Source organism: gamma proteobacterium symbiont of Lampromicra miyakona (assembly GCF_059730895.1).
The window spans coordinates 2,256,793-2,276,684 of the sequence record NZ_AP035932.1 but is presented as its reverse complement, the minus strand read 5'-3'; the positions used below and the strand labels follow the sequence as shown (position 1 = coordinate 2,276,684).

The following is a 19,892-nucleotide window of genomic DNA, read 5'->3' as shown; positions in this document are numbered from 1 at the left end:
ATTTAAAAGGATAATCTCAATGTCCAATCAAGACCAACAGTCGCTAGTGCTCTGGTACAACCAGCTTGGCATGCATGATGTTGATCGGGTAGGGGGCAAGAATGCTTCCCTGGGAGAAATGATTACCAATTTGTCGTCGCTCGGGGTATCCGTGCCAAACGGCTACGCGACGACATCTTACGCTTTTAATCAGTTTCTCGACCAAAGCGGACTGAACCAGCGTATTTATGCATTGCTGGACAACACGGATATTGATGATGTTGCAGCGCTGGCGCAGGCCGGCAAACAGATTCGTCAATGGGTGGTGGATACGCCTTTCCAGCCAGAGCTGGAAGCGGCGATCCGCAGCGCCTATGAACAACTTTCTGCTGATGACGCCGAAGCCTCCTTTGCGGTGCGCTCTTCGGCCACCGCCGAGGATATGCCCGATGCCTCGTTTGCCGGCCAGCAGGAAACTTTCCTTAACGTGCAGGGCTTCGACGCGGTGCTGGTGGCCGTGAAGCACGTATTCGCCTCGTTGTTTAACGATCGCGCCATTTCATACCGCGTGCACCAGGGCTACGACCACCGTGGCGTGGCGCTCTCAGCCGGTGTGCAGCGCATGGTACGTTCCGATCTCGCCTCCTCCGGCGTGATGTTCACCATTGATACCGAATCCGGCTTCGACCAGGTGGTGTTCATCACCTCGGCGTTCGGTCTTGGCGAAATGGTGGTGCAGGGCGCGGTCAACCCGGATGAGTTTTACGTGCACAAACCGACGCTGGCTGCTAATCGCCCGGCGATTGTGCGCCGGACCCTGGGCTCGAAGAAGATCCGCATGGTGTATGCCGATTCGCAGGAGCACGGCGAACAGGTGCGCATTGAGGACGTGGAACAGGAACAGCGAGACCGCTTTAGCCTGACCGATGACGAAGTGCAGGCGCTGGCGCGCCAGGCGGTGCTGATTGAGCAGCACTATAAGCGTCCGATGGATATTGAGTGGGCCAAAGATGGCCACACCGGTAAACTGTTCATCGTGCAGGCGCGGCCGGAAACGGTGCGTTCCAACGGACAGGTGATGGAACGCTACAGCCTGCAGGGCAAAGGCAGCGTGCTGGTGGAAGGCCGGGCCATCGGCCATCGCATCGGTGCGGGTGAAGTGAAGGTGATTCACGACATCAGCGAGATGCACCGCATCGAGAAAGGCGATGTGCTGGTCACCGACATGACCGACCCGGACTGGGAACCGATCATGAAGAAGGCGTCGGCGATCGTCACCAACCGTGGCGGCCGGACCTGTCACGCGGCAATCATTGCACGCGAGCTGGGCATTCCCGCGGTGGTGGGCTGTGGTGACGCCACTGAGCACCTGAAGGACGGTCATAAGGTCACGGTGTCATGTGCCGAAGGCGATACCGGCTATGTGTATAACGATCTGCTGGACTTTGAAGTCACCAGCTCGCAGGTTGATACCATGCCGGATCTGCCGCTGAAAATTATGATGAACGTCGGTAACCCGGATCGCGCGTTTGACTTTGCCTGCCTGCCAAATGAAGGCGTTGGTCTGGCGCGGCTGGAGTTCATCATCAACCGCATGATTGGCGTGCACCCGAAAGCCCTGCTGGAGTTTGATCAGCAGACACCGGAACTGCAGGCGCAGATTGGTCAGATGATGAAAGGCTTTGACGATCCGGTGGAGTTCTACATCGCGCGCCTGACCGAAGGCATCGCCACGCTGGGGGCGGCATTTGCGCCGAAGCGGGTGATTGTGCGGTTGTCGGATTTCAAAACCAACGAGTATGCCAACCTGGTCGGCGGCGAGCGTTACGAGCCGGAAGAGGAAAACCCGATGCTGGGCTTCCGCGGCGCCGGACGCTACGTGGCGGACAGCTTCCGCGACTGCTTTGCGCTGGAGTGTGAAGCCGTGAAGCGCGTACGCAACGACATGGGGCTGACCAACGTTGAGATCATGGTGCCGTTTGTACGCACCGTCGATCAGGCCGAGGCCGTGGTGGCCGAGCTGGCGAAGCAGGGCCTGAAACGCGGCGAGAATGGACTGAAGGTGATCATGATGTGCGAGATCCCGTCCAACGCGCTGCTGGCAGAGCAGTTCCTGCAGCACTTTGACGGCTTCTCTATCGGCTCCAACGACATGACGCAGCTGGCGCTGGGGCTGGATCGCGACTCCGGCGTGGTGTCGGCGCTGTTTGATGAGCGTAACGATGCGGTGAAGGCGCTGCTGTCGATGTCGATTCAGGCAGCGAAGAAGCAAGGCAAATACGTCGGTATCTGCGGCCAGGGGCCTTCCGATCATCAGGACTTTGCTGCCTGGCTGATGGAGCAGGGCATCGACAGCCTGTCGCTCAACCCGGATACCGTGGTGGAAACCTGGCTGAGCCTGGCTGAGCTGGACGCGGCCAAAGCGTAATCTGTTACACCTGCCTGGTGCCCGGCAACCGTCGGGCACCTGTCCCTTATCCCATCCCACTTTTCACAACATAAGATTGCCATAAACCCAGCGCTGACGGCGTTCGCCGCCGGGCCGCTCTGTTTATCGCTGAATTGCAGGCAAAAAAAAGCCCATCACAGGGGATGGGCAAAGACTACACACAGCAATTCTTCACTTTACTCAGGGGAAAAAGGTTGTTTAAAAATCAGTGGCTTGATTTAAAACATAGTGAACATGTTATTCACCGCCGCCGCTGGCGTCTTTAAGAATCCTCTTATTAGTTTAAAGCTGATAATCTTTCATTACGTTTTATGACCCATCCGGCACAGGAATCAGTGCGAAAAATAATCATTTTATCGGTGCGATCGGGCTTAAACGCTGAAAAGTGCGTTTTTTCTTAAAAATCACTAATGGAAAAAATTATTGTGCCGCGAAATTAAGTGGTACGGATTAATGAGTGTTAACCACGGCTGACTAATGCAAATCGCGTTGGGTGATGTAAGGGAAAAGCGGATAAGCAAACCGGGCTGGACGCCCGGTTATGCGCCGGAAGCGCGTTACGGCTGCGGCTCTTCGTGTTCGGCCAGTGCTTCGATGGCCGTTTCCGGATCGTCATCCGGTGCCGGCGCTTCATGCATCCACACCGAAACCAGCCGGTAAGAGACCGCCAGCACGACCGGACCGATAAACAGTCCAATCATACCGAAGGCGATCAGCCCGCCGATGACGCCGGAAAGTATCAGAATCATCGGTAAATCAGCGCCCATGCGAATCAGCATCGGACGCAGCACGTTATCCAGCGTGCCGACCACGCAGCTCCACACCAGCAGCACCGTGCCCCAGGTGGTGTCGCCGCTCCAGTAGAGCCAGATAATTGCCGGCACCAGCACAATCAACGGTCCAAGCTGCACCAGGCAGGTAAGAATCATTAATACGGTCAGCAGCGTGGCATACGGAATGCCGGAAATCGCCAGGCCGATGCCGCCCAGCACGCCCTGCACCAGCGCAGTCACCACCACGCCGAGCGCCACGGCACGGATCGCCTGACCGGCCAGCAGCACGGCGGCGTCACCGCGCCGTCCGCCCATGCGGTAGGCAAAATGCCGGATGCCGAGACCAACCTGCTCACCGCGCCAGTACAGCAGCACGCTGAACAGCAGCATCAGGGCAAGGTGCAGCATGAAACGGCCAAAGTGTCCGGCCTGGGCGACAAAGAAGCCGGTGGTGCGGCCAATATAAGGCTGGACCTGGCTCATGATCGCCGCGCCGCCGCCGTCGATCAGTTTATGGTAGCTGGAATAGAGTTTGCGTCCGGCATAGGGAATATCGCGCAGCCAGGCAAGATCCGGCAGCACCAGATGGCGCTGGGTCGCCCAGGCGATGACCGGCGCGCTGTTATCAATCAGGCTGCTGACCAGCAGCGCGATAGGAATAATAAACAGCAGCAACAGCAGAATCGTCATGGCAATCACCGCCAGCGAACGGCGACCCCATAGCAGTTGCTGCAGACGAATCATCAGCGGCCAGGTGGCAATCACCACCATGCTGGCCCAGGCGAAGCCGAGAATGAACGGCTGCACCACCCACAGACAGGCAATGATCATCAGCAAAATAAACATCAGCGAGAACAACATTTGCGGTAGATCCACACCGCGTTGCAGGCTTTTCATCACAACACAGACCTCAGTAATCCTTCAGGAGGGCGCTCCACGGCGCCTTCACAATGATGATCTATTTCCTGAAAATTAAACAGAAAAAGCAGCGCGACGCGGCCGTTTTCCTGAAAAAACAGCGGGCGGCAAAAAAATGTGATACAACCAAGAGCTGAAAAAAATTAACCACGCAAACGTTTACAACATCCCGGTCACGAAATAATGATCCCACAGATTTCTCAGGCGCCAGGCCTCGTTCAACTGGTGCTGACATTCCTGCAGTCGCTGAAAGAACAAGGTTTTACCGGCGACACCGCGACCAGCTATGCCGACCGCCTCACGCTCTCCACCGATAACAGCATCTATCAGCTCCTGCCCGATGCGGCGCTGTTTCCGCGTTCAACGGCGGACGTGGCGCTGATCGCCCGACTGGCTGGTGAGCCGCGTTTCAACAGCCTGGTGTTTACCCCGCGCGGCGGCGGTACCGGCACTAACGGGCAGTCACTCAATCAGGGCATTGTGGTCGACATGTCGCGCTACATGAACCGCATCCTCGAGATCAACACCGAGCAGGGCTGGGTGCGGGTAGAAGCCGGCGTGGTGAAGGACCAGCTTAACGCCTGGCTTAGGCCGTACGGCTTTTTCTTCTCTCCGGAGCTGTCGACCAGTAACCGCGCCACGCTGGGCGGCATGATCAATACCGATGCCTCCGGTCAGGGTTCGCTGGTGTATGGTAAAACCTCCGATCACGTCGAAGGCCTGCGTGCCGTGCTGCTGGGCGGCGAAATTCTTGATACGCGCGCCATGCCCACCGCGCTGGCGGAACAGCTGGCCACGACGCCGACTGCTGAAGGGCGCATCTATAAAGAAGTGCTTAACCGCTGCCGCGAGCAGCGTGAACTGATTCTGGCAAAATTCCCCAAACTGAACCGCTTCCTTACCGGTTATGACCTGCGCCATGTGTTCAGTGATGATTTGCAAACTTTCGACCTGACGCGCCTGTTATGCGGCGCCGAAGGCACGCTGGCCTTTATCACCGAAGCCCGGCTGGATATCACACCCATTCCCAAAGTGCGCCGGCTGGTGAACATTAAGTACGATTCGTTCGATTCCGCTCTGCGCAATGCGCCTTTTATGGTCGAGGCGCAGGCCCTGTCGGTGGAGACAGTGGATTCGAAAGTGCTTAACCTGGCGCGCGAGGATATCGTCTGGCATTCAGTCAGCGAGCTGATCACCGATGTGCCAGGTAAAGAGATGCTCGGCCTGAATATTGTCGAGTTTGCCGGCGACGATGCGGCGCTGATTGCGCAGCAGGTGACCACGCTGTGCGCGCGGCTGGATGAGCTGATGGCGCAGCAGCAGGGTGGCGTGATGGGCTATCAGCTGTGTGATGATCTGGCGGGCATTGAGCGCATCTATAACATGCGTAAAAAAGCGGTAGGTCTGCTTGGCAACGCCAAAGGGCGCGCCAAACCGATTCCGTTCGTGGAAGACACCGCCGTGCCGCCGGAGCATCTGGCGGATTATATTGTGGATTTTCGTGCGCTGCTCGACAGCCACGGCCTGAGCTACGGCATGTTTGGTCACGTGGATGCCGGCGTATTGCACGTGCGTCCGGCGCTGGACATGTGCGATCCGCAGCAGGAGATGCTGATGAAGCAGATCTCGGACGAAGTGGTGGCGCTTACCGCGCGCTACGGCGGTCTGCTGTGGGGCGAGCACGGCAAAGGCTTCCGTGCCCAGTACAGTCCGGCGTTCTTTGGCGAAACGCTGTTTAATGAGCTGCGCCGCATCAAAGCGGCGTTCGATCCGGATAACCGTCTCAACCCCGGCAAAATCTGTACGCCGCTGGGTAACGACGAACCCATGATGCAGGTCGATGCCGCAACGCGCGGCAGCTGGGATCGCCAGATTCCGCTGACGGTACGCAATGACTGGCGCGGCGCGATGGAGTGTAACGGCAACGGACTGTGCTTTAACTTTGACGTGCGCAGCCCGATGTGCCCGTCGATGAAAATCACCCGTAACCGTATCCACTCGCCAAAAGGACGCGCCACGCTAACGCGTGAGTGGCTGCGCCTGCTGGCGGAGCAGGGCGTCGACCCGCTTAAGCTGGAGCAGGCCTTGCCAGCACAGGGCGCCAGCCTGCGCAGTCTGATTCAGCGCACGCGCAATTCGTGGCATGCGAAGCAGGGCGAATATGACTTCTCGCATGAAGTGAAAGAGGCGATGTCCGGCTGCCTGGCGTGTAAAGCCTGTTCGACCCAGTGCCCGATTAAAATCGATGTGCCGAACTTCCGCTCGCGCTTCCTGCAGCTTTATCACACCCGCTATCTGCGCCCGGTCAGCGACCATCTGGTGGCGTCGGTTGAAAGCTATGCGCCGCTGATGGCGAAAGCACCGCGGGTGTTCAACTTCTTCCTGAAACAGCCGTGGATGCGCGACCTCAGCCAGCGCCACATCGGCATGGTGGATCTGCCGCTGCTCTCCTCGCCGAGCCTGAAGCAGCAGCTGAGCGGCCACCCGGCGATGCGGGTCACGCTGGAGCAACTGGAGGCGATGGATGCGGCCCAGCGCGAACAGCACGTGCTGGTGGTGCAGGATCCGTTTACCAGCTATTACGAAGCGCAGCTGGTGACCGATTTCATCCGGCTGATTGAAAAACTCGGCTACCGGCCGGTGCTGCTGCCGTTCTCACCTAACGGGAAAGCGCAGCACGTGAAAGGTTTTCTGCAGCGCTTTGCCCGCACCGCCGGCAAAACCGCCGAATTCCTCAACCGGGTGGCGCAGCTCGGTGTGCCAATGGTCGGTGTCGATCCGGCCACGGTATTGTGCTATCGCGACGAATATCAGCAGGTGCTGGGCGAGCAGCGCGGCGCGTTCAGTGTGCAGCTGGTGCATGAATGGCTGCACGGCGTGCTGGCCGGGCGCGAGGTGCAGATCGCCAGCGGCGAAGCCTGGTATCTGTTTGCCCACTGCACTGAGGTCACGGCGCTGCCGTCAACGCCCAATCAGTGGCAGGCTATTTTTGCCCGTTTTGGCGCGAAGCTGGAGAACATCAACGTGGGCTGCTGTGGCATGGCCGGCACTTATGGTCACGAGAGTAAAAATCTAGCCAACTCGCTGGGCATTTATGAACTGTCGTGGCATCCGCAACTGCAGAAGCTGCCGCGTCAGCGCTGTCTGGCGACCGGCTTCTCCTGCCGCAGCCAGGTGAAACGCGCCGAGGGCAACGGTATGCGCCATCCGCTACAGGCTTTGCTGGAATTGATGTAAACAAATTGTAGGAGCCGTCACAAAGCTGGATTAGAATATCCAGCCTGCGTGGCGGACGAAATCACTTTGCAGGCGGGTCGCCTGGTCCCAGTCGCCGCTGAGCGCCAGTTGATGACACAAACGGGTCAGCGACAGGCGCGCCAGCTGGTAAGCCTGAATACGGAACAGGCGATCGCGATCGGCATTGCCCATCTCCTGTACTAAGCGGTGGTGCAGCTTGCCCATCGCGTGCAGGTAGCTGTGATCGTCGCCGTTCAGCTGGCAGATTTCGGCCATGTCGAGACAGGTATCGTTAAAACGACGCAGTTGTTCAATGGAACAATCGGTGCGGTTGAGCTTTGCCTGAGCCAGATAGAAGTCGACGGTGATATCGCGGACCGAAAACTTATATTCGTCGATTTTGTGTTGTAACCAGGCTGAGACGGAAAGCGTCATGTCGCCACCCAAAGTAGGTTAATGATAATCATTATCATATTAAACCGCGCCAGGAATGCAATTCCCGCCGTGAAATTTTATTGATTTCCTTTGCCTGTTACAAAAATCGGCAATAACAATCTCTTTACATTCAGCAAAGGCGTAACCTATCAATCAGAGCATAAACGTAAAAAGCGAACTGGAAAATTTACGGCTTATGAACAGGTTACGTTTTGACGGCGCGCGCGGGAATGGCGCGCACAAGCTGGTGGGAAGGGACTATGCTTAATAAAGCAGCAGTAAAAAACAGCACGAGATGATTATCCCTGCAAAACAAGAGGTTGAAGTGATATCTGATATCACTACCATAGGGGGATAGCCTGAAAAGGCCCAGACTTACGAGGTAGCACTATGTCATCAGTAAATGCAGCGTCTTTTTCACCTGACGAATTCGTCTGGAAAGGGCTCACGCTGACCGAGTCGGCAGCGAAACAGATTCTCAGCCTGGTGGAACAGGACCCGGAAGTTAAGGGCCTGAAACTGGGTGTGAAACAGTCCGGCTGTGCCGGTTTTGGGTACGTTATGGACCTGGTGAAAGCGCCTGCCGATGACGACCTGCAGTTCGAGCAATATGGCGCAAAACTGTTTGTGCCGCTTCAGGCGATGCCGTTTGTTGACGGTACCGAGCTGGATTATGTCCGCGAAGGCCTGAACCAGATTTTTAAATTCAACAACCCTAAAGCTCAGCACGCCTGCGGGTGCGGTGAAAGCTTTGGCGTCGAGTAAGTGAAATATGTCACGACACAGCGAAGCATCTGACGATGTACAAACCTGGGAAGGCAGCCTGAACTATAAAGAAGGCTTCTTCACCCAGCTGCAAACCGACGAACTGGCACACGGCATCAATGAAGATGTGGTGCGTGCCATTTCGGCCAAACGTAACGAACCCGAGTGGATGCTGGAGTTCCGTCTCAAGGCGTTTCGCGCCTGGCTGGAGATGGAAGAGCCACACTGGCTGAAAGCGCACTACGACAAACTCGATTATCAGGATTACAGCTACTATTCCGCGCCGTCCTGCGGCAATTGCGATGACAGCTGTGCCTCTGAACCGGGTGCCACCCAGACGTCCGGCAGCGTCGCCTCCAGCGATTACCTGACCAAAGAAGTGGAAGACGCGTTTAACCAGCTGGGCGTGCCGGTGCGTGAAGGCAGAGAAGTGGCGGTGGACGCCATTTTCGACTCGGTGTCCGTGTCGACCACTTATCGTGACAAGCTGGCTGAGCAGGGCATTATTTTCTGCTCCTTCGGTGAAGCGATCCACGATCATCCGGAGCTGGTACAGAAGTATCTTGGCACCGTGGTGCCGCACAACGATAACTTCTTTGCTGCGCTCAACTCGGCGGTGGCGTCCGACGGTACCTTCGTCTACATCCCGAAAGGCGTGCGTTGCCCGATGGAGCTGTCGACCTATTTCCGCATCAACGCCGCGAAAACCGGTCAGTTCGAACGTACCATTCTGATTGCTGATGAAGACAGCTACGTCAGCTACATCGAGGGCTGTTCAGCGCCGGTGCGCGACACCTACCAGCTGCACGCAGCGGTGGTTGAAGTGATCATCCACAAAAACGCCGAAGTGAAATACTCCACGGTGCAGAACTGGTTCCCGGGCGGAGAAGGCGAGGGCGGTATCCTCAACTTCGTGACCAAGCGTGCGCTGTGTGAAGGTGAGCACAGCAAGATGTCGTGGACGCAGTCCGAGACCGGCTCAGCCATCACCTGGAAATACCCGAGCTGCATCCTGCGCGGTGATTACTCAGTGGGCGAATTCTACTCCGTCGCGCTGACTAGCGGTCGCCAGCAGGCCGATACCGGTACCAAGATGATTCACATTGGTAAAAACACCAAATCGACCATCATCTCGAAAGGTATTTCGGCCGGTAAGAGCCAGAACACCTACCGCGGCCTGGTGAAAATCATGCCGACCGCGACTAACGCGCGTAACTTCACCCAGTGTGACTCGATGCTGATTGGGCCGGACTGCGGTGCGCACACCTTCCCGTACGTGGAAACGCGCAACAACAGCGCGCAGCTTGAGCACGAAGCCACGACGTCGCGCATCGGTGAAGATCAGATGTTCTACTGCCTGCAGCGCGGCATTAGCGAAGAAGATGCGATCTCGATGATCGTCAACGGCTTCTGTAAAGACGTTTTCTCCGAGCTGCCACTGGAATTCGCCGTGGAAGCGCAAAAATTGTTAGCGATCAGCCTTGAGCACAGTGTCGGCTGATGCCACACGCGTTGCCGGAAGCAATGTGAAGGAAAGAGTATGTTAAGCATTAAAGATTTACAGGTTAGCGTTGAAGACAAAGAGATTTTGCGCGGTCTGAACCTCGAGGTTAAGCCGGGCGAAGTGCATGCCATCATGGGCCCGAACGGTTCCGGCAAGAGCACCCTGTCTGCCACGCTGGCCGGTCGTGAAGATTATGAAATCACCGGCGGTTCCGTGACCTTTAAAGGCAAAGACCTGCTGGAGCTGGAGCCGGAAGAGCGTGCCGGTGAAGGCATCTTCATGGCGTTTCAGTACCCGGTCGAGATCCCGGGCGTCAGCAACCAGTTTTTCCTGCAGACCTCGGTCAATGCGGTGCGTAAATACCGTGAGCAGGAAGAGCTGGACCGTTTCGACTTCCAGGACTTCATCGAAGACAAGATCAAGCTGCTGAAGATGCCGGAAGATCTGCTGACCCGTTCCGTCAACGTCGGTTTCTCCGGCGGTGAGAAGAAGCGTAATGACATCCTGCAGATGGCGGCGCTGGAGCCTGAGCTGTGCATCCTCGATGAAACCGACTCCGGTCTGGATATCGATGCGCTGAAAATTGTTGCAGAAGGCGTGAACAGCCTGCGCGACGGCAAGCGCTCATTCATCATCGTAACGCACTACCAGCGCATCCTGGATTACATCAAGCCAGATCACGTGCACGTGCTGTATCAGGGCAAAATCGTGAAGTCTGGCGACTTTACGCTGGTGAAACAGCTGGAGGAGCAAGGCTATGGCTGGCTTACCGACCAGGAGTGATAACGCGCTGCAGCAGTGGCATCACCTGTTTGAGTCACGCGGCGAACAGCGTTCGCTGCAGGCACAGCAGCACTGGCAGCAGCTGATGCGTGTCGGCCTGCCGACGCGCAAGCATGAAAACTGGAAATACACCGCGCTGGACAGCCTGCTGGCTCAGCAGTTTGTGCAGGCGGAAGCGCCAGGCGTGAGCGCTGAGCAGGTGGCTGCGCTGGCGCTGCCGCTGGACGCGATTTGCCTGGTGTTCGTCGATGGTCGCTTCCAGCCTGAGCTGAGCGCGCGTGATACCGGTCTGTTTGACGTGCAGCACAGCCGTGCCGCTGAGCGACGTCCGTTACCGGCCGCAGTACAGCCGGAGGTGTTCCTGCACCTGACGGAAAGTCTGGCGGAAGAGGTGACCTCGATTCGTCTGCCGCGCGGCAAAGCTGCGGCGCAGCCGCTCTATCTGCTGCACATTACCAGCGGCCAGGCGGATGCGCTCAACACGGTGCATCATCGTCACCATCTGGAGCTGGAGTCCGGCGCGGAAGCGCAGGTGATCGAGCATTACGTGACGCTGAATGGCAGCGCCCACTTCACCGGCGCGCGCTTTACCTTTGCGGTGGGCGACAATGCGCAGCTGAAGCATACCAAGCTAGCGTTTGAAGAGAGCAGCAGCTACCACTTTGCGCACAACGACATCGTGATTGGCCGTGACGCGCAGGTGAGCAGCACCAGCTTCCTGCTGGGTGCCGGTTTGTCGCGTCACAACACCAGCGTGCAGCTGAACGGTGAGAACACCCAGCTGTCGCTGAACAGCCTGGTGCTGCCGGTAGGCAGCGAAGTGGCGGATACGCGCAGCTATCTGGAGCACAACAAAGGCCACTGCCTGAGTCGCCAGCTGCACAAAACCATTTCGCGTGACAAAGGGCGCTCGGTGTTTAACGGCCACATCAAAGTGGCACAGCACGCGCTGAAAACTGATGGCCAGATGACCAACAACAACCTGTTGCTCGGTCGCCTGGCGGAAGTGGACACCAAGCCGCAGCTGGAAATCTACGCCGATGACGTCAAGTGCAGCCACGGCGCGACTATTGGTCGCATCGACGATGAGCAGATGTTCTACCTGCGCTCGCGCGGCATCGCCGAAGACGCGGCGCAGCAGATGATCATCCATGCTTTCGCCGCTGAACTGACGGAAGCGCTGGAAGATGACGCGCTGCGTCAGGTGGTACTACAACGTATTACCGATCGTTTCCCGGGAGTTGAGTCATGAGTTTCGATCTCGAACGAGTCAGAGCGGAGTTTCCGATTCTGAGTCGTGAGGTCAACGGACATCCGCTGGCCTACCTTGACAGCGCGGCCAGCGCACAGCGCCCGCTCGCGGTGATCAACGCGGAAAGTCACTTCTATCAGCACGGCTATGCGGCCGTGCACCGTGGCATTCACTCGCTGAGCGCACAGGCGACCAGCGACATGGAAAACGTGCGTGCCCAGGCGGCGCGTTTTCTGCATGCCGCCGCGCCGGAAGAGATCATCTTCGTGAAAGGCACCACCGAAGGCATCAATCTGGTGGCTAACAGCTGGGGCGGCAGTCAGCTGCAGCCGGGCGATAACCTGATTGTCACTGAGATGGAGCATCACGCCAACATCGTGCCATGGCAGATGGTGGCCCAGCGCACCGGCGCGGAAATCCGTGTGCTGCCACTTAACGACAACGGCGAGCTGGCGCTGGAACAGCTGGCGGGGCTGATCGACAGCCGTACGCGCCTGCTGGCCGTGACGCACGTTTCCAACGTGCTCGGCACGGTTAACCCGGTGAAAGCCATCGTGGCGCAGGCGAAAGCTGCGGGCGTAGTGACGCTGGTAGACGGCGCTCAGGCTGTGATGCACCACCCGGTTGACGTACAGGATATCGGCTGCGATTTCTACGTGTTCTCCGGCCATAAAATCTATGGGCCGACCGGGATTGGCGTGCTGTACGCGCGTAAGGCGCTGCAGGAGATCATGCCGCCGTGGGAAGGCGGCGGTTCGATGATCGATCAGGTCATGCTGCCCACAGGCACCACCTGGAATGGCGCACCGTGGCGCTTTGAGGCCGGCACGCCGAACACCGGCGGCATCATTGGCCTTGGCGCAGCGCTGACGTGGATCAGCGAACTCGGTCTGGAGACGATCCAGCAGCGCGAGAGCCAGCTGATGCGTTACGCGCTGGACAAGCTGGGGTCGGTGCCGGACCTGGTTATTTACGGCCCGGCCGAGCGCAGCGGCGTGGTGGCGTTTAACCTCGGTAAGCACCACGCTTTTGACGTTGGCAGCTTCCTCGACCAGTACGGCATTGCCATCCGCACCGGCCACCACTGTGCCATGCCGCTGATGCGTCATTATGCGGTGCCCGCGATGTGTCGCGCCTCTTTCGCGCTCTACAACAGCGAAGAGGAAGCCGATCGCCTGGCGGCTGGCCTGACGCGCATTCATCGTCTTCTGGGCGGTTGAGCAGATTTCAGGAGTTATGCATGGCAAACCTGCCAGAAAAAGAGAAACTGGTGCGCAACTTCAATCGTTGCGCCAACTGGGAAGAGAAGTACCTCTACATCATTGAACTCGGGGCAAAATTACCAGAATCCTCTGAAAGCTTGCATCAGCCGCAGTACGTCATTTCCGGCTGTCAGAGTCAGGTATGGATTCGCATGACCCCACAGGCAGACGGCACCATTGCTTTTGAAGGTGACAGCGATGCCGCCATCGTTAAGGGCTTGATTGCCGTGGTATTTAGCCTGTATCAGGGGCTTAAAGCGCCAGAGATTCTGGCACTGGATGTCGCCCACTGGTTTGGCGAACTGGCCCTGACGCAACACCTCACCCCTTCGCGTTCGCAGGGGCTGGAAGCGATGATTCGCGCGATCCGGCATAACGCACAGTCTTTCAGCTAAGTTACACTCTCCAGACCCCGGCCATGACCGGGGTCTGTTCCATCCGACAAAGAGAAAATTGCATGAAACCTGCGCTTCGTTTAGCCGGTGCATTGCTGTTGTCCTGTTTCGGACTGTCTGCACCTGCGTTTGCTACGGAATATCCCCTGCCAACCGCTGATAGCCGTTTGATTGGCGAAAACACTCTGACCACCGTCCCGGATGACAAACGGCCACTGGAGAGCATTGCCGCGCGTTATAAGATAGGCATGCTCGGCATGCTGGAAGCCAACCCGGGCGTCGACCCCTGGCTGCCGAAAGCCGGAACGCAGCTTACCGTGCCGCTGCAGATGCTGTTGCCGGATGCGCCGCGTGAAGGCATCGTGATCAACCTGGCCGAACTGCGCCTCTACTACTATCCCAAAGGGGAAAATCGCGTCGTGGTTTATCCGATCGGCATCGGTCAGTTGGGTGCCGCCACGCCGAGCATGGTGACGAGTATCAGCCAGAAAATCCCTAACCCCACCTGGACGCCCACCGTCAATATCCGCAAACGCTACGCCAAAGAGGGCATCACGCTGCCCGCGATGGTGCCTGCCGGGCCGGATAACCCGATGGGGCTGTTTGCGTTGCGTCTGGCGCGCGGCAGCGGCCAATATCTGATTCACGGCACCAACGCCGACTTCGGCATCGGGATGCGCGTCAGCTCCGGCTGTATTCGTTTGCGCCCGGACGATATCGAAGCGCTGTTTAACAGCGTGCCGCAGGGTACACGCGTACAGGTGATTAACCAGCCGATCAAATATGCCATCGAACCCGACGGCAAACGCTACATCGAGGTACACCAGCCGCTGTCGCGTAATGAACAGGACGATCCGCAGACCATGCCAATTGCGCTGAGCGCGCCGCTGAAAGCCTTTATAAAGAGCGCGAAGAGCGACAGTGCGCTGATAAAGGCGGCGATTGAACGTCGTTCAGGCATGCCGGTGCTGGTGAGCAGTGGGGAACCGGTGAATGAGGCGACGCCGCTGCCGGCAGTGCTGCAGACGCAGCAGGGGGCAACAGGCGGTGCGCAAGCCACCATCAGTCAGGCGCAGGGCGAAGCCGCTGCGACACCGTGATTCAGGGCCAGCGGACGGCAGAATCCGGACAAAAAAAATGGTGCCACAAGGGCACCATTTTTCAAACCAGAACTCTTACTTACGGTAAGAGTGAGCCTGGTTGTCCAGACGCTGGTTAGCGCGAGCTGCGTCGTCTTTAGCAGCCTGAACGTCAGAACGGATTGCGTTCACGTCGTTGCTCAGCTGGTCAACTTTAGCGTTCAGAGTCTGAACGTCTGAAGACAGCTGGTCGATTTTAGCGTTGCTTGAGCAACCAGCCAGCAGAGTTGAACCCAGGATTACCGCGCCCAGTACCAGTTTAGTACGATTCATTATTTATACCCTCTAGATTGAGTTAATCTCCATGTAGCGTTACAAGTATTACACAAAGCTTTTTAAGTTGAGAATAAATTTTTGATGAGAACATGCTTAAATTTGATCGTTCGCTCAAAGAAGCAGCGTTTCGCAGAACATGATGAAAATATTTAGCTAAAACAGAGAGATTTAATCGGATTAACCTTAATTCTGCGGGATATTGAATAGTTATTATCGATTGGAATTTTCCGCTTTCTGTCTCAGGCGCGGAATAAAAAAAGCGCCCCGAAAGGCGCTCTTTTAAATAAACATCACCGGCTCGATCAGAGTACGTGCACCGACGCGGTGTTGGTGGTTCCGCTCGGTACCAGCGCACCCGAAACCATCACCACGACATCGCCTTTCTGCGCGTAGCCGCTCTGCAGCGCCATCTCTTTGCCGATGCGGTAGAAATCATCGGTCGAGGCGATTTCGCTCACCAGACGCGTTTCAATCCCTTTGCTGAGGATCAGCTGACGCGCAGTGGTCTGGTTAGTGGTCAGGGCCAGAATGGTGGCATCCGGGAAGTATTTACGCACGGATTTAGCTGACTTACCGCCTTCGGTCGCCACCACAATCACCGGCGCTTCCAGTTTCTCAGCGGTCTCAACGGCGCCACGGCACACTGCTTCAGTGATACGCAGCTTGCGCGAATCCTGCAGGGAATCGATGCGCGATTTCATCACGCGATCGGTACGCTCGCAGATAGTCGCCATGATGGTGACCGACTCCAGCGGGTATTTACCCTTGGCGCTCTCACCGGACAGCATCACCGCGTCGGTACCGTCGAGGATGGCGTTGGCCACGTCGCCGGCTTCAGCACGGGTAGGGCGCGGGTTCTTGATCATCGAATCCAGCATCTGCGTCGCGGTGATCACCACTTTGCGCGCTTTATTACACTTCTTGATCATCATCTTCTGCGCGAAGATCACTTCTTCAACCGGGATTTCCACACCGAGGTCACCACGCGCGACCATGATGCCGTCAGAGGCTTCCAGGATCTCGTCGAAGTTGTTCAGGCCTTCCTGGTTTTCGATCTTGGAGATGATCTGAATGTGCTCACCGCCGTGGGCTTTCAGGTGCTCACGGATTTCCAGCACGTCAGAACGTTTACGGATGAAGGAAGCCGCAACAAAATCCACGCCTTGCTCGCAGCCGAAGATCAGATCACGCTTGTCTTTTTCCGCCAGCGCTGGCAGCTGAATGGACACGCCTGGCAGGTTGACGCCTTTGTTTTCGCCAAGGTCGCCATTGTTCAGCACTTTACACACCACGGTGTTTTCGGTGACTTCGGTGACTTCCATGCCGATCAGACCATCGTCGACCAGCACGGTGTTACCAATTTTCAGGTCTTCGGTGAAACCGGCGTAAGTAACGGCAACGCGCTCGCTGTTACCAATCACTGACTGATCGGTGGTGAAGGTGAAGGTCTGGCCAGCTTTCAGGGACACATCATTGCCACCGTCCAGTTTCATGGTACGGATTTCCGGGCCTTTGGTGTCCAGCAGAATCGCGGCCTGGCGACCGGTTTTTTCCATGACGGCACGCATGTTGGTGATGCGCTGACCATGTTCGGCATAATCCCCGTGAGAGAAGTTCAGGCGCATGACGTTCATGCCCGCTTCCAGCAGTTGAGTCAGCATCTCTTCGGATTCGGTTTTCGGACCGATAGTACAAACGATCTTGGTCTTTTTCATGTCAGATTTCTGTAAGTTGTGATGGATGATAAAGGTCGGGGTTCGATGCGCCTGGCACCGAAGTAAAAATCTGTTTGGTGTTGGTACGTTTGACACAGAAGTAAGAATAGGTGACGACGGCTAAGCGTGCAGAGAAGTTATGCGCCGGGCGGAGAGACCGTAGCGACGGCGTTGCGCAAATGATGTAAGTGGCTGGCATAGGCACGTTAGCGCTGAAACCTTTCAGGTGGAACAACGCGGCATAGTATAGTCGCTAAGTATGCGAAAACCAATATAAAAGCAGAGGGAGAAAACCGACTCAGATCAAGGAAAGGCGAGTTGCGCAAGGGAGATAACAGCAAAAGTGGTGCGCTCTAATGGACTCGAACCATCGACCCCCACCATGTCAAGGTGGTGCTCTAACCAACTGAGCTAAGAGCGCATTTCAGAAATCTGGTGCGTCCGAGTGGACTCGAACCACCGACCCCCACCATGTCAAGGTGGTGCTCTAACCAACTGAGCTACGGACGCACTTGGTGCGCTCTAATGGACTCGAACCATCGACCCCCACCATGTCAAGGTGGTGCTCTAACCAACTGAGCTAAGAGCGCAACACGCTGTCAGGGCGACAGCGGGGACGAATATTAACGGCAGGCCGTGATGCTGGCAAGCGGAAAAGTGATTTTTCCTGACGACTGACCAGCAACTGTGCTATGCGTCGTTTTTTTCGCCATCGCGGGCCAAATAAACGCCCGCTCAGCCACTTAGCGCGCGGCGCGCGCCAGAATCACCTGCGCCGGTAAACGCTGCAGACGGCGGATGCGCCAGATCATCATCACCGCCGCCGACGTCAGACCGACGATAAATCCGCACCAGAAACCGGCCGGCCCCAGCGGTGCCACCACCCAGTCGGTCAGCGCCAGCACGTAACCCACCGGCAGCCCCAGCACCCAGTAGGCGATCAGGGTAATAAAGAAGATCGAGCGCGTGTCCTTATAGCCGCGCAGGATACCGCTGCCGATCACCTGAATCGAATCCGAGAACTGGTAGATGGCCGCCAGCAGCATCAGCTGTGCCGCCAGGGTAATCACTTCCGGGTTAGCGGTATAGAGCGCGGCAATATCGTGGCGGAAGGTCACGGTAAACAGCGCGGTGATCGCCGCCATGGTGATACCCACGCCCTGACCGGTCCACGCGGCGATGCGGGCCTGTTCGGCCGAGCCCTGGCCCAGACGGTAGCCGACGCGAATGGTGGTGGCGACGCCGAGCGACAGCGGCAGCACAAACATCAGCGAGCTAAAATTGAGCGCGATCTGATGACCAGCCACTTTCACAATGCCGAGCGGCGACACCAGCAGCGCCACCACGGCAAACAGCGTGACCTCGAAAAACAGCGCCAGCGCGACCGGTAATCCCAGCGTGAACAGGCGCGTCAGGATGGCGCGCGACGGTGGCGACCAGCGGCTATGCATGCGGATATCGCGCATGGCCGGCATGCGTTTCAGCCAGAAGCGCATCACCAGATACATCACCCAGTAAACCGACGCGGTGGCGACGCCACAGCCCACGCCGCCCAGCGCAGGCATACCGAAATGGCCGTAAATAAACACATAGTTCAGTGGAATGTTGGTCAGCAGGCCGAGGAAACCCAGCAGCATCGCCGGCTTGGTCTTCGACAGCCCTTCACACTGATTACGTGCCACCTGGAAAAACAGGTAGCCCGGTGCGCCCCACAGCAGCGCGTGCAGATAACCTTCTGCTTTGGCCGCCAGCTGAGGATCAATGTCATGCATGGTGTGAATCAGGTAGCCGGCGTTCCACAGCACCACCATAATCAGCAGCGCCACGCCCGCCGCCAGCCAATAACCCTGGCGCACCTGTTCTGCGATGCGTTCGCGTCGCCCGGATCCATTGAGTTGCGCAACGGTTGGCGTCAATGCCAGCAGCAGACCATGACCAAACAAAATGGCGGGAAGCCAGATAGAGGTGCCGACAGCAACGGCGGCCATATCCGTGGCGCTAACCGCACCGGCCATTATGGTATCCACAAATCCCATCGCGGTCTGTGCCACCTGAGCAAGAATGACCGGGATCGCGAGGGCCAGCAATTGACGCGCTTCTGTTAAATACTTCTGCACGTATCACCTGCGTAATTTAAGAAGAGAGCGGGGCGAAATCCCCAAAGAATGCGCGACCTAGTGTAGCGGTAGCCCGCACTTCCGCCAAACATTGATCGCATTTGGCTGCGCCATTTGTGTAAAGTTTGCGCGCCGGCAAATTAAACCTTGCGGCGCAAGCTGTGATAAACTGCCACAAACTTCGCAGAGGCTGAAATTATGTTTACCGGAATTGTGCAGGGCACGGCAGAAATTGTCGCCATTGAAGAAAAAGAGTTGTTCCGCACCCATACCGTGCGCTTGCCTGCTGAGCTGCTGCCCGGCCTGGCGCTGGGCGCCTCGGTAGCGCACAACGGGTGCTGCCTGACGGTGACCGCCATTGACGGCGATCGCGTCAGCTTCGATCTCATCAAAGAGACGCTGCGCATCACCAACCTCGGTGAATTACAGGTTGGTAACATCGTGAATATTGAGCGCGCCGCGAAATTCAGCGATGAAATTGGCGGACACCTGATGTCCGGCCATATTATGACCACCGCCGAAATCTGTAAAATTATCCAGTCAGAGAATAACCGCGAAGTGTGGTTTAAATTACAGGACGCTGAGCAGATCAAATATATTCTGCATAAAGGATTCGTCGGCATCGATGGTATCAGCCTGACAGTCGGTGATGTCACCAAAAGTAAGTTCTGCGTGCACCTGATCCCGGAAACGCTGGAGCGCACCACGCTGGGCGCGAAGAAGCTGGGGCATCGGGTCAATATCGAAATCGATCCGCATACCCAGGCGATTGTCGACACCGTTGAACGTGTGCTGGCGCAGCGTGATGCCGCGGCTGCGCTGTTGGCACAAACGCTGCCGGACGCGGAGTAATCGCGAATAAAAAAGGCGCGGTAAGCGCCTTTTAGCATTGC

At 57.2% G+C, this 19,892-nt stretch carries 15 protein-coding genes, 3 tRNA genes and 1 other RNA gene; 10 read left to right on the top strand and 9 right to left on the bottom strand.

The features are described 5' to 3' along the window. Nucleotides 1–19 precede the first annotated feature (19 nt). The gene (gene ppsA / locus AC6I8P_RS10535) at nucleotides 20–2,407 is read left to right on the top strand and encodes a phosphoenolpyruvate synthase (RefSeq protein ID WP_058757679.1); all 2,388 of its coding nucleotides are present in this window, start codon (nucleotides 20–22) and stop codon (nucleotides 2,405–2,407) included. 140 nt (nucleotides 2,408–2,547) lie between these two features. On the opposite strand, the gene rprA is transcribed toward ppsA, so the two are convergent. Next, an RNA gene (rprA, locus tag AC6I8P_RS10530) (antisense sRNA RprA) lies at nucleotides 2,548–2,655 on the bottom strand. Nucleotides 2,656–2,985: 330 nt separating this feature from the next. After that, the gene (ydiK, locus tag AC6I8P_RS10525; protein WP_021506235.1) at nucleotides 2,986–4,098 is read right to left on the bottom strand and encodes an AI-2E family transporter YdiK; all 1,113 of its coding nucleotides are present in this window, start codon (nucleotides 4,096–4,098) and stop codon (nucleotides 2,986–2,988) included. 204 nt (nucleotides 4,099–4,302) lie between these two features. Between ydiK and ydiJ the strand changes: the two genes are divergently transcribed. Then, nucleotides 4,303–7,356: a D-2-hydroxyglutarate dehydrogenase YdiJ gene (gene ydiJ, locus AC6I8P_RS10520; RefSeq protein WP_125309696.1), complete on the top strand. Its 3,054-nt coding sequence runs from the start codon at nucleotides 4,303–4,305 to the stop codon at nucleotides 7,354–7,356. Nucleotides 7,357–7,386: 30 nt separating this feature from the next. Here ydiJ and AC6I8P_RS10515 read toward each other — a convergent pair whose 3' ends face one another. Further along, nucleotides 7,387–7,791, bottom strand: coding sequence for a hypothetical protein (locus AC6I8P_RS10515; protein ID WP_021506233.1), 405 nt, complete (start codon nucleotides 7,789–7,791; stop codon nucleotides 7,387–7,389). A 390-nt stretch (nucleotides 7,792–8,181) separates the two neighbouring features. On the opposite strand from AC6I8P_RS10515, the gene sufA reads away from it, so the two are divergent. From sufA to AC6I8P_RS10480, 7 genes are all read left to right on the top strand, one after another. Continuing rightward, nucleotides 8,182–8,556, top strand: coding sequence for a Fe-S cluster assembly scaffold SufA (gene sufA / locus AC6I8P_RS10510; protein ID WP_010616252.1), 375 nt, complete (start codon nucleotides 8,182–8,184; stop codon nucleotides 8,554–8,556). Between the two features lie 7 nt (nucleotides 8,557–8,563). Next, nucleotides 8,564–10,057, top strand: coding sequence for a Fe-S cluster assembly protein SufB (gene sufB, locus AC6I8P_RS10505; protein ID WP_021506232.1), 1,494 nt, complete (start codon nucleotides 8,564–8,566; stop codon nucleotides 10,055–10,057). A 39-nt stretch (nucleotides 10,058–10,096) separates the two neighbouring features. Then, nucleotides 10,097–10,843, top strand: coding sequence for a Fe-S cluster assembly ATPase SufC (sufC, locus tag AC6I8P_RS10500; protein WP_021506231.1), 747 nt, complete (start codon nucleotides 10,097–10,099; stop codon nucleotides 10,841–10,843). Beyond that, nucleotides 10,818–12,095: a Fe-S cluster assembly protein SufD gene (sufD, locus tag AC6I8P_RS10495; RefSeq protein ID WP_059012320.1), complete on the top strand. Its 1,278-nt coding sequence runs from the start codon at nucleotides 10,818–10,820 to the stop codon at nucleotides 12,093–12,095. The genes sufC and sufD overlap by 26 nt, the downstream gene beginning before the upstream one ends. Beyond that, nucleotides 12,092–13,315, top strand: coding sequence for a cysteine desulfurase SufS (gene sufS, locus AC6I8P_RS10490; protein WP_498030596.1), 1,224 nt, complete (start codon nucleotides 12,092–12,094; stop codon nucleotides 13,313–13,315). Before sufD ends, sufS begins: the two co-directional genes overlap by 4 nt. Nucleotides 13,316–13,335: 20 nt before the next feature. After that, nucleotides 13,336–13,752: a cysteine desulfuration protein SufE gene (gene sufE / locus AC6I8P_RS10485; protein WP_264441319.1), complete on the top strand. Its 417-nt coding sequence runs from the start codon at nucleotides 13,336–13,338 to the stop codon at nucleotides 13,750–13,752. A gap of 62 nt (nucleotides 13,753–13,814) precedes the next feature. After that, nucleotides 13,815–14,852, top strand: a complete 1,038-nt coding sequence (locus tag AC6I8P_RS10480) for a L,D-transpeptidase family protein (RefSeq protein WP_498030595.1) — start codon at nucleotides 13,815–13,817, stop codon at nucleotides 14,850–14,852. 75 nt (nucleotides 14,853–14,927) lie between these two features. Here the strand turns inward: AC6I8P_RS10480 and AC6I8P_RS10475 are convergent, their stop codons facing one another. The 6 genes from AC6I8P_RS10475 to AC6I8P_RS10450 all read right to left on the bottom strand — a co-directional run bounded on the left by AC6I8P_RS10475 (nucleotide 14,928) and on the right by AC6I8P_RS10450 (nucleotide 18,999). Further along, nucleotides 14,928–15,164, bottom strand: a complete 237-nt coding sequence (locus AC6I8P_RS10475; protein WP_007374746.1) for a major outer membrane lipoprotein — start codon at nucleotides 15,162–15,164, stop codon at nucleotides 14,928–14,930. Between the two features lie 305 nt (nucleotides 15,165–15,469). After that, nucleotides 15,470–16,882: a pyruvate kinase PykF gene (gene pykF / locus AC6I8P_RS10470; protein ID WP_021506226.1), complete on the bottom strand. Its 1,413-nt coding sequence runs from the start codon at nucleotides 16,880–16,882 to the stop codon at nucleotides 15,470–15,472. Nucleotides 16,883–17,226: 344 nt separating this feature from the next. Beyond that, nucleotides 17,227–17,303, bottom strand: a tRNA-Val gene (locus tag AC6I8P_RS10465). Nucleotides 17,304–17,315: 12 nt separating this feature from the next. Continuing rightward, nucleotides 17,316–17,392 (bottom strand) — tRNA-Val (locus tag AC6I8P_RS10460). Nucleotides 17,393–17,395: 3 nt separating this feature from the next. Continuing rightward, nucleotides 17,396–17,472, bottom strand: a tRNA-Val gene (locus AC6I8P_RS10455). A gap of 153 nt (nucleotides 17,473–17,625) precedes the next feature. After that, complete coding sequence (locus tag AC6I8P_RS10450) at nucleotides 17,626–18,999, bottom strand: MATE family efflux transporter (RefSeq protein ID WP_058769700.1); 1,374 nt, start codon at nucleotides 18,997–18,999, stop codon at nucleotides 17,626–17,628. A gap of 198 nt (nucleotides 19,000–19,197) precedes the next feature. Here AC6I8P_RS10450 and AC6I8P_RS10445 point away from each other — a divergent pair, with 198 nt between their 5' ends. Then, nucleotides 19,198–19,851 (top strand): riboflavin synthase subunit alpha, encoded by a 654-nt coding sequence (locus AC6I8P_RS10445; protein ID WP_498030594.1) that lies wholly within the window; start codon nucleotides 19,198–19,200, stop codon nucleotides 19,849–19,851. The last annotated feature ends 41 nt before the right edge of the window (nucleotides 19,852–19,892 follow it).

Excerpts from the sequence above, each read along its gene's own strand:
- ydiJ (WP_125309696.1), top strand. The coding sequence starts at position 4,303 with ATGATCCCACAGATTTCTCAGGCGCCAGGCCTCGTTCAACTGGTGCTG.
- sufE (WP_264441319.1), top strand. The coding sequence starts at position 13,336 with ATGGCAAACCTGCCAGAAAAAGAGAAACTGGTGCGCAACTTCAATCGT.
- pykF (WP_021506226.1), bottom strand. The coding sequence starts at position 16,882 with ATGAAAAAGACCAAGATCGTTTGTACTATCGGTCCGAAAACCGAATCC.
- sufA (WP_010616252.1), top strand. The coding sequence starts at position 8,182 with ATGTCATCAGTAAATGCAGCGTCTTTTTCACCTGACGAATTCGTCTGG.
- AC6I8P_RS10515 (WP_021506233.1), bottom strand. The coding sequence starts at position 7,791 with ATGACGCTTTCCGTCTCAGCCTGGTTACAACACAAAATCGACGAATAT.
- AC6I8P_RS10445 (WP_498030594.1), top strand. The coding sequence starts at position 19,198 with ATGTTTACCGGAATTGTGCAGGGCACGGCAGAAATTGTCGCCATTGAA.
- ydiK (WP_021506235.1), bottom strand. The coding sequence starts at position 4,098 with ATGAAAAGCCTGCAACGCGGTGTGGATCTACCGCAAATGTTGTTCTCG.
- ppsA (WP_058757679.1), top strand. The coding sequence starts at position 20 with ATGTCCAATCAAGACCAACAGTCGCTAGTGCTCTGGTACAACCAGCTT.
- sufD (WP_059012320.1), top strand. The coding sequence starts at position 10,818 with ATGGCTGGCTTACCGACCAGGAGTGATAACGCGCTGCAGCAGTGGCAT.
- AC6I8P_RS10480 (WP_498030595.1), top strand. The coding sequence starts at position 13,815 with ATGAAACCTGCGCTTCGTTTAGCCGGTGCATTGCTGTTGTCCTGTTTC.
- sufB (WP_021506232.1), top strand. The coding sequence starts at position 8,564 with ATGTCACGACACAGCGAAGCATCTGACGATGTACAAACCTGGGAAGGC.
- sufC (WP_021506231.1), top strand. The coding sequence starts at position 10,097 with ATGTTAAGCATTAAAGATTTACAGGTTAGCGTTGAAGACAAAGAGATT.
- sufS (WP_498030596.1), top strand. The coding sequence starts at position 12,092 with ATGAGTTTCGATCTCGAACGAGTCAGAGCGGAGTTTCCGATTCTGAGT.
- AC6I8P_RS10475 (WP_007374746.1), bottom strand. The coding sequence starts at position 15,164 with ATGAATCGTACTAAACTGGTACTGGGCGCGGTAATCCTGGGTTCAACT.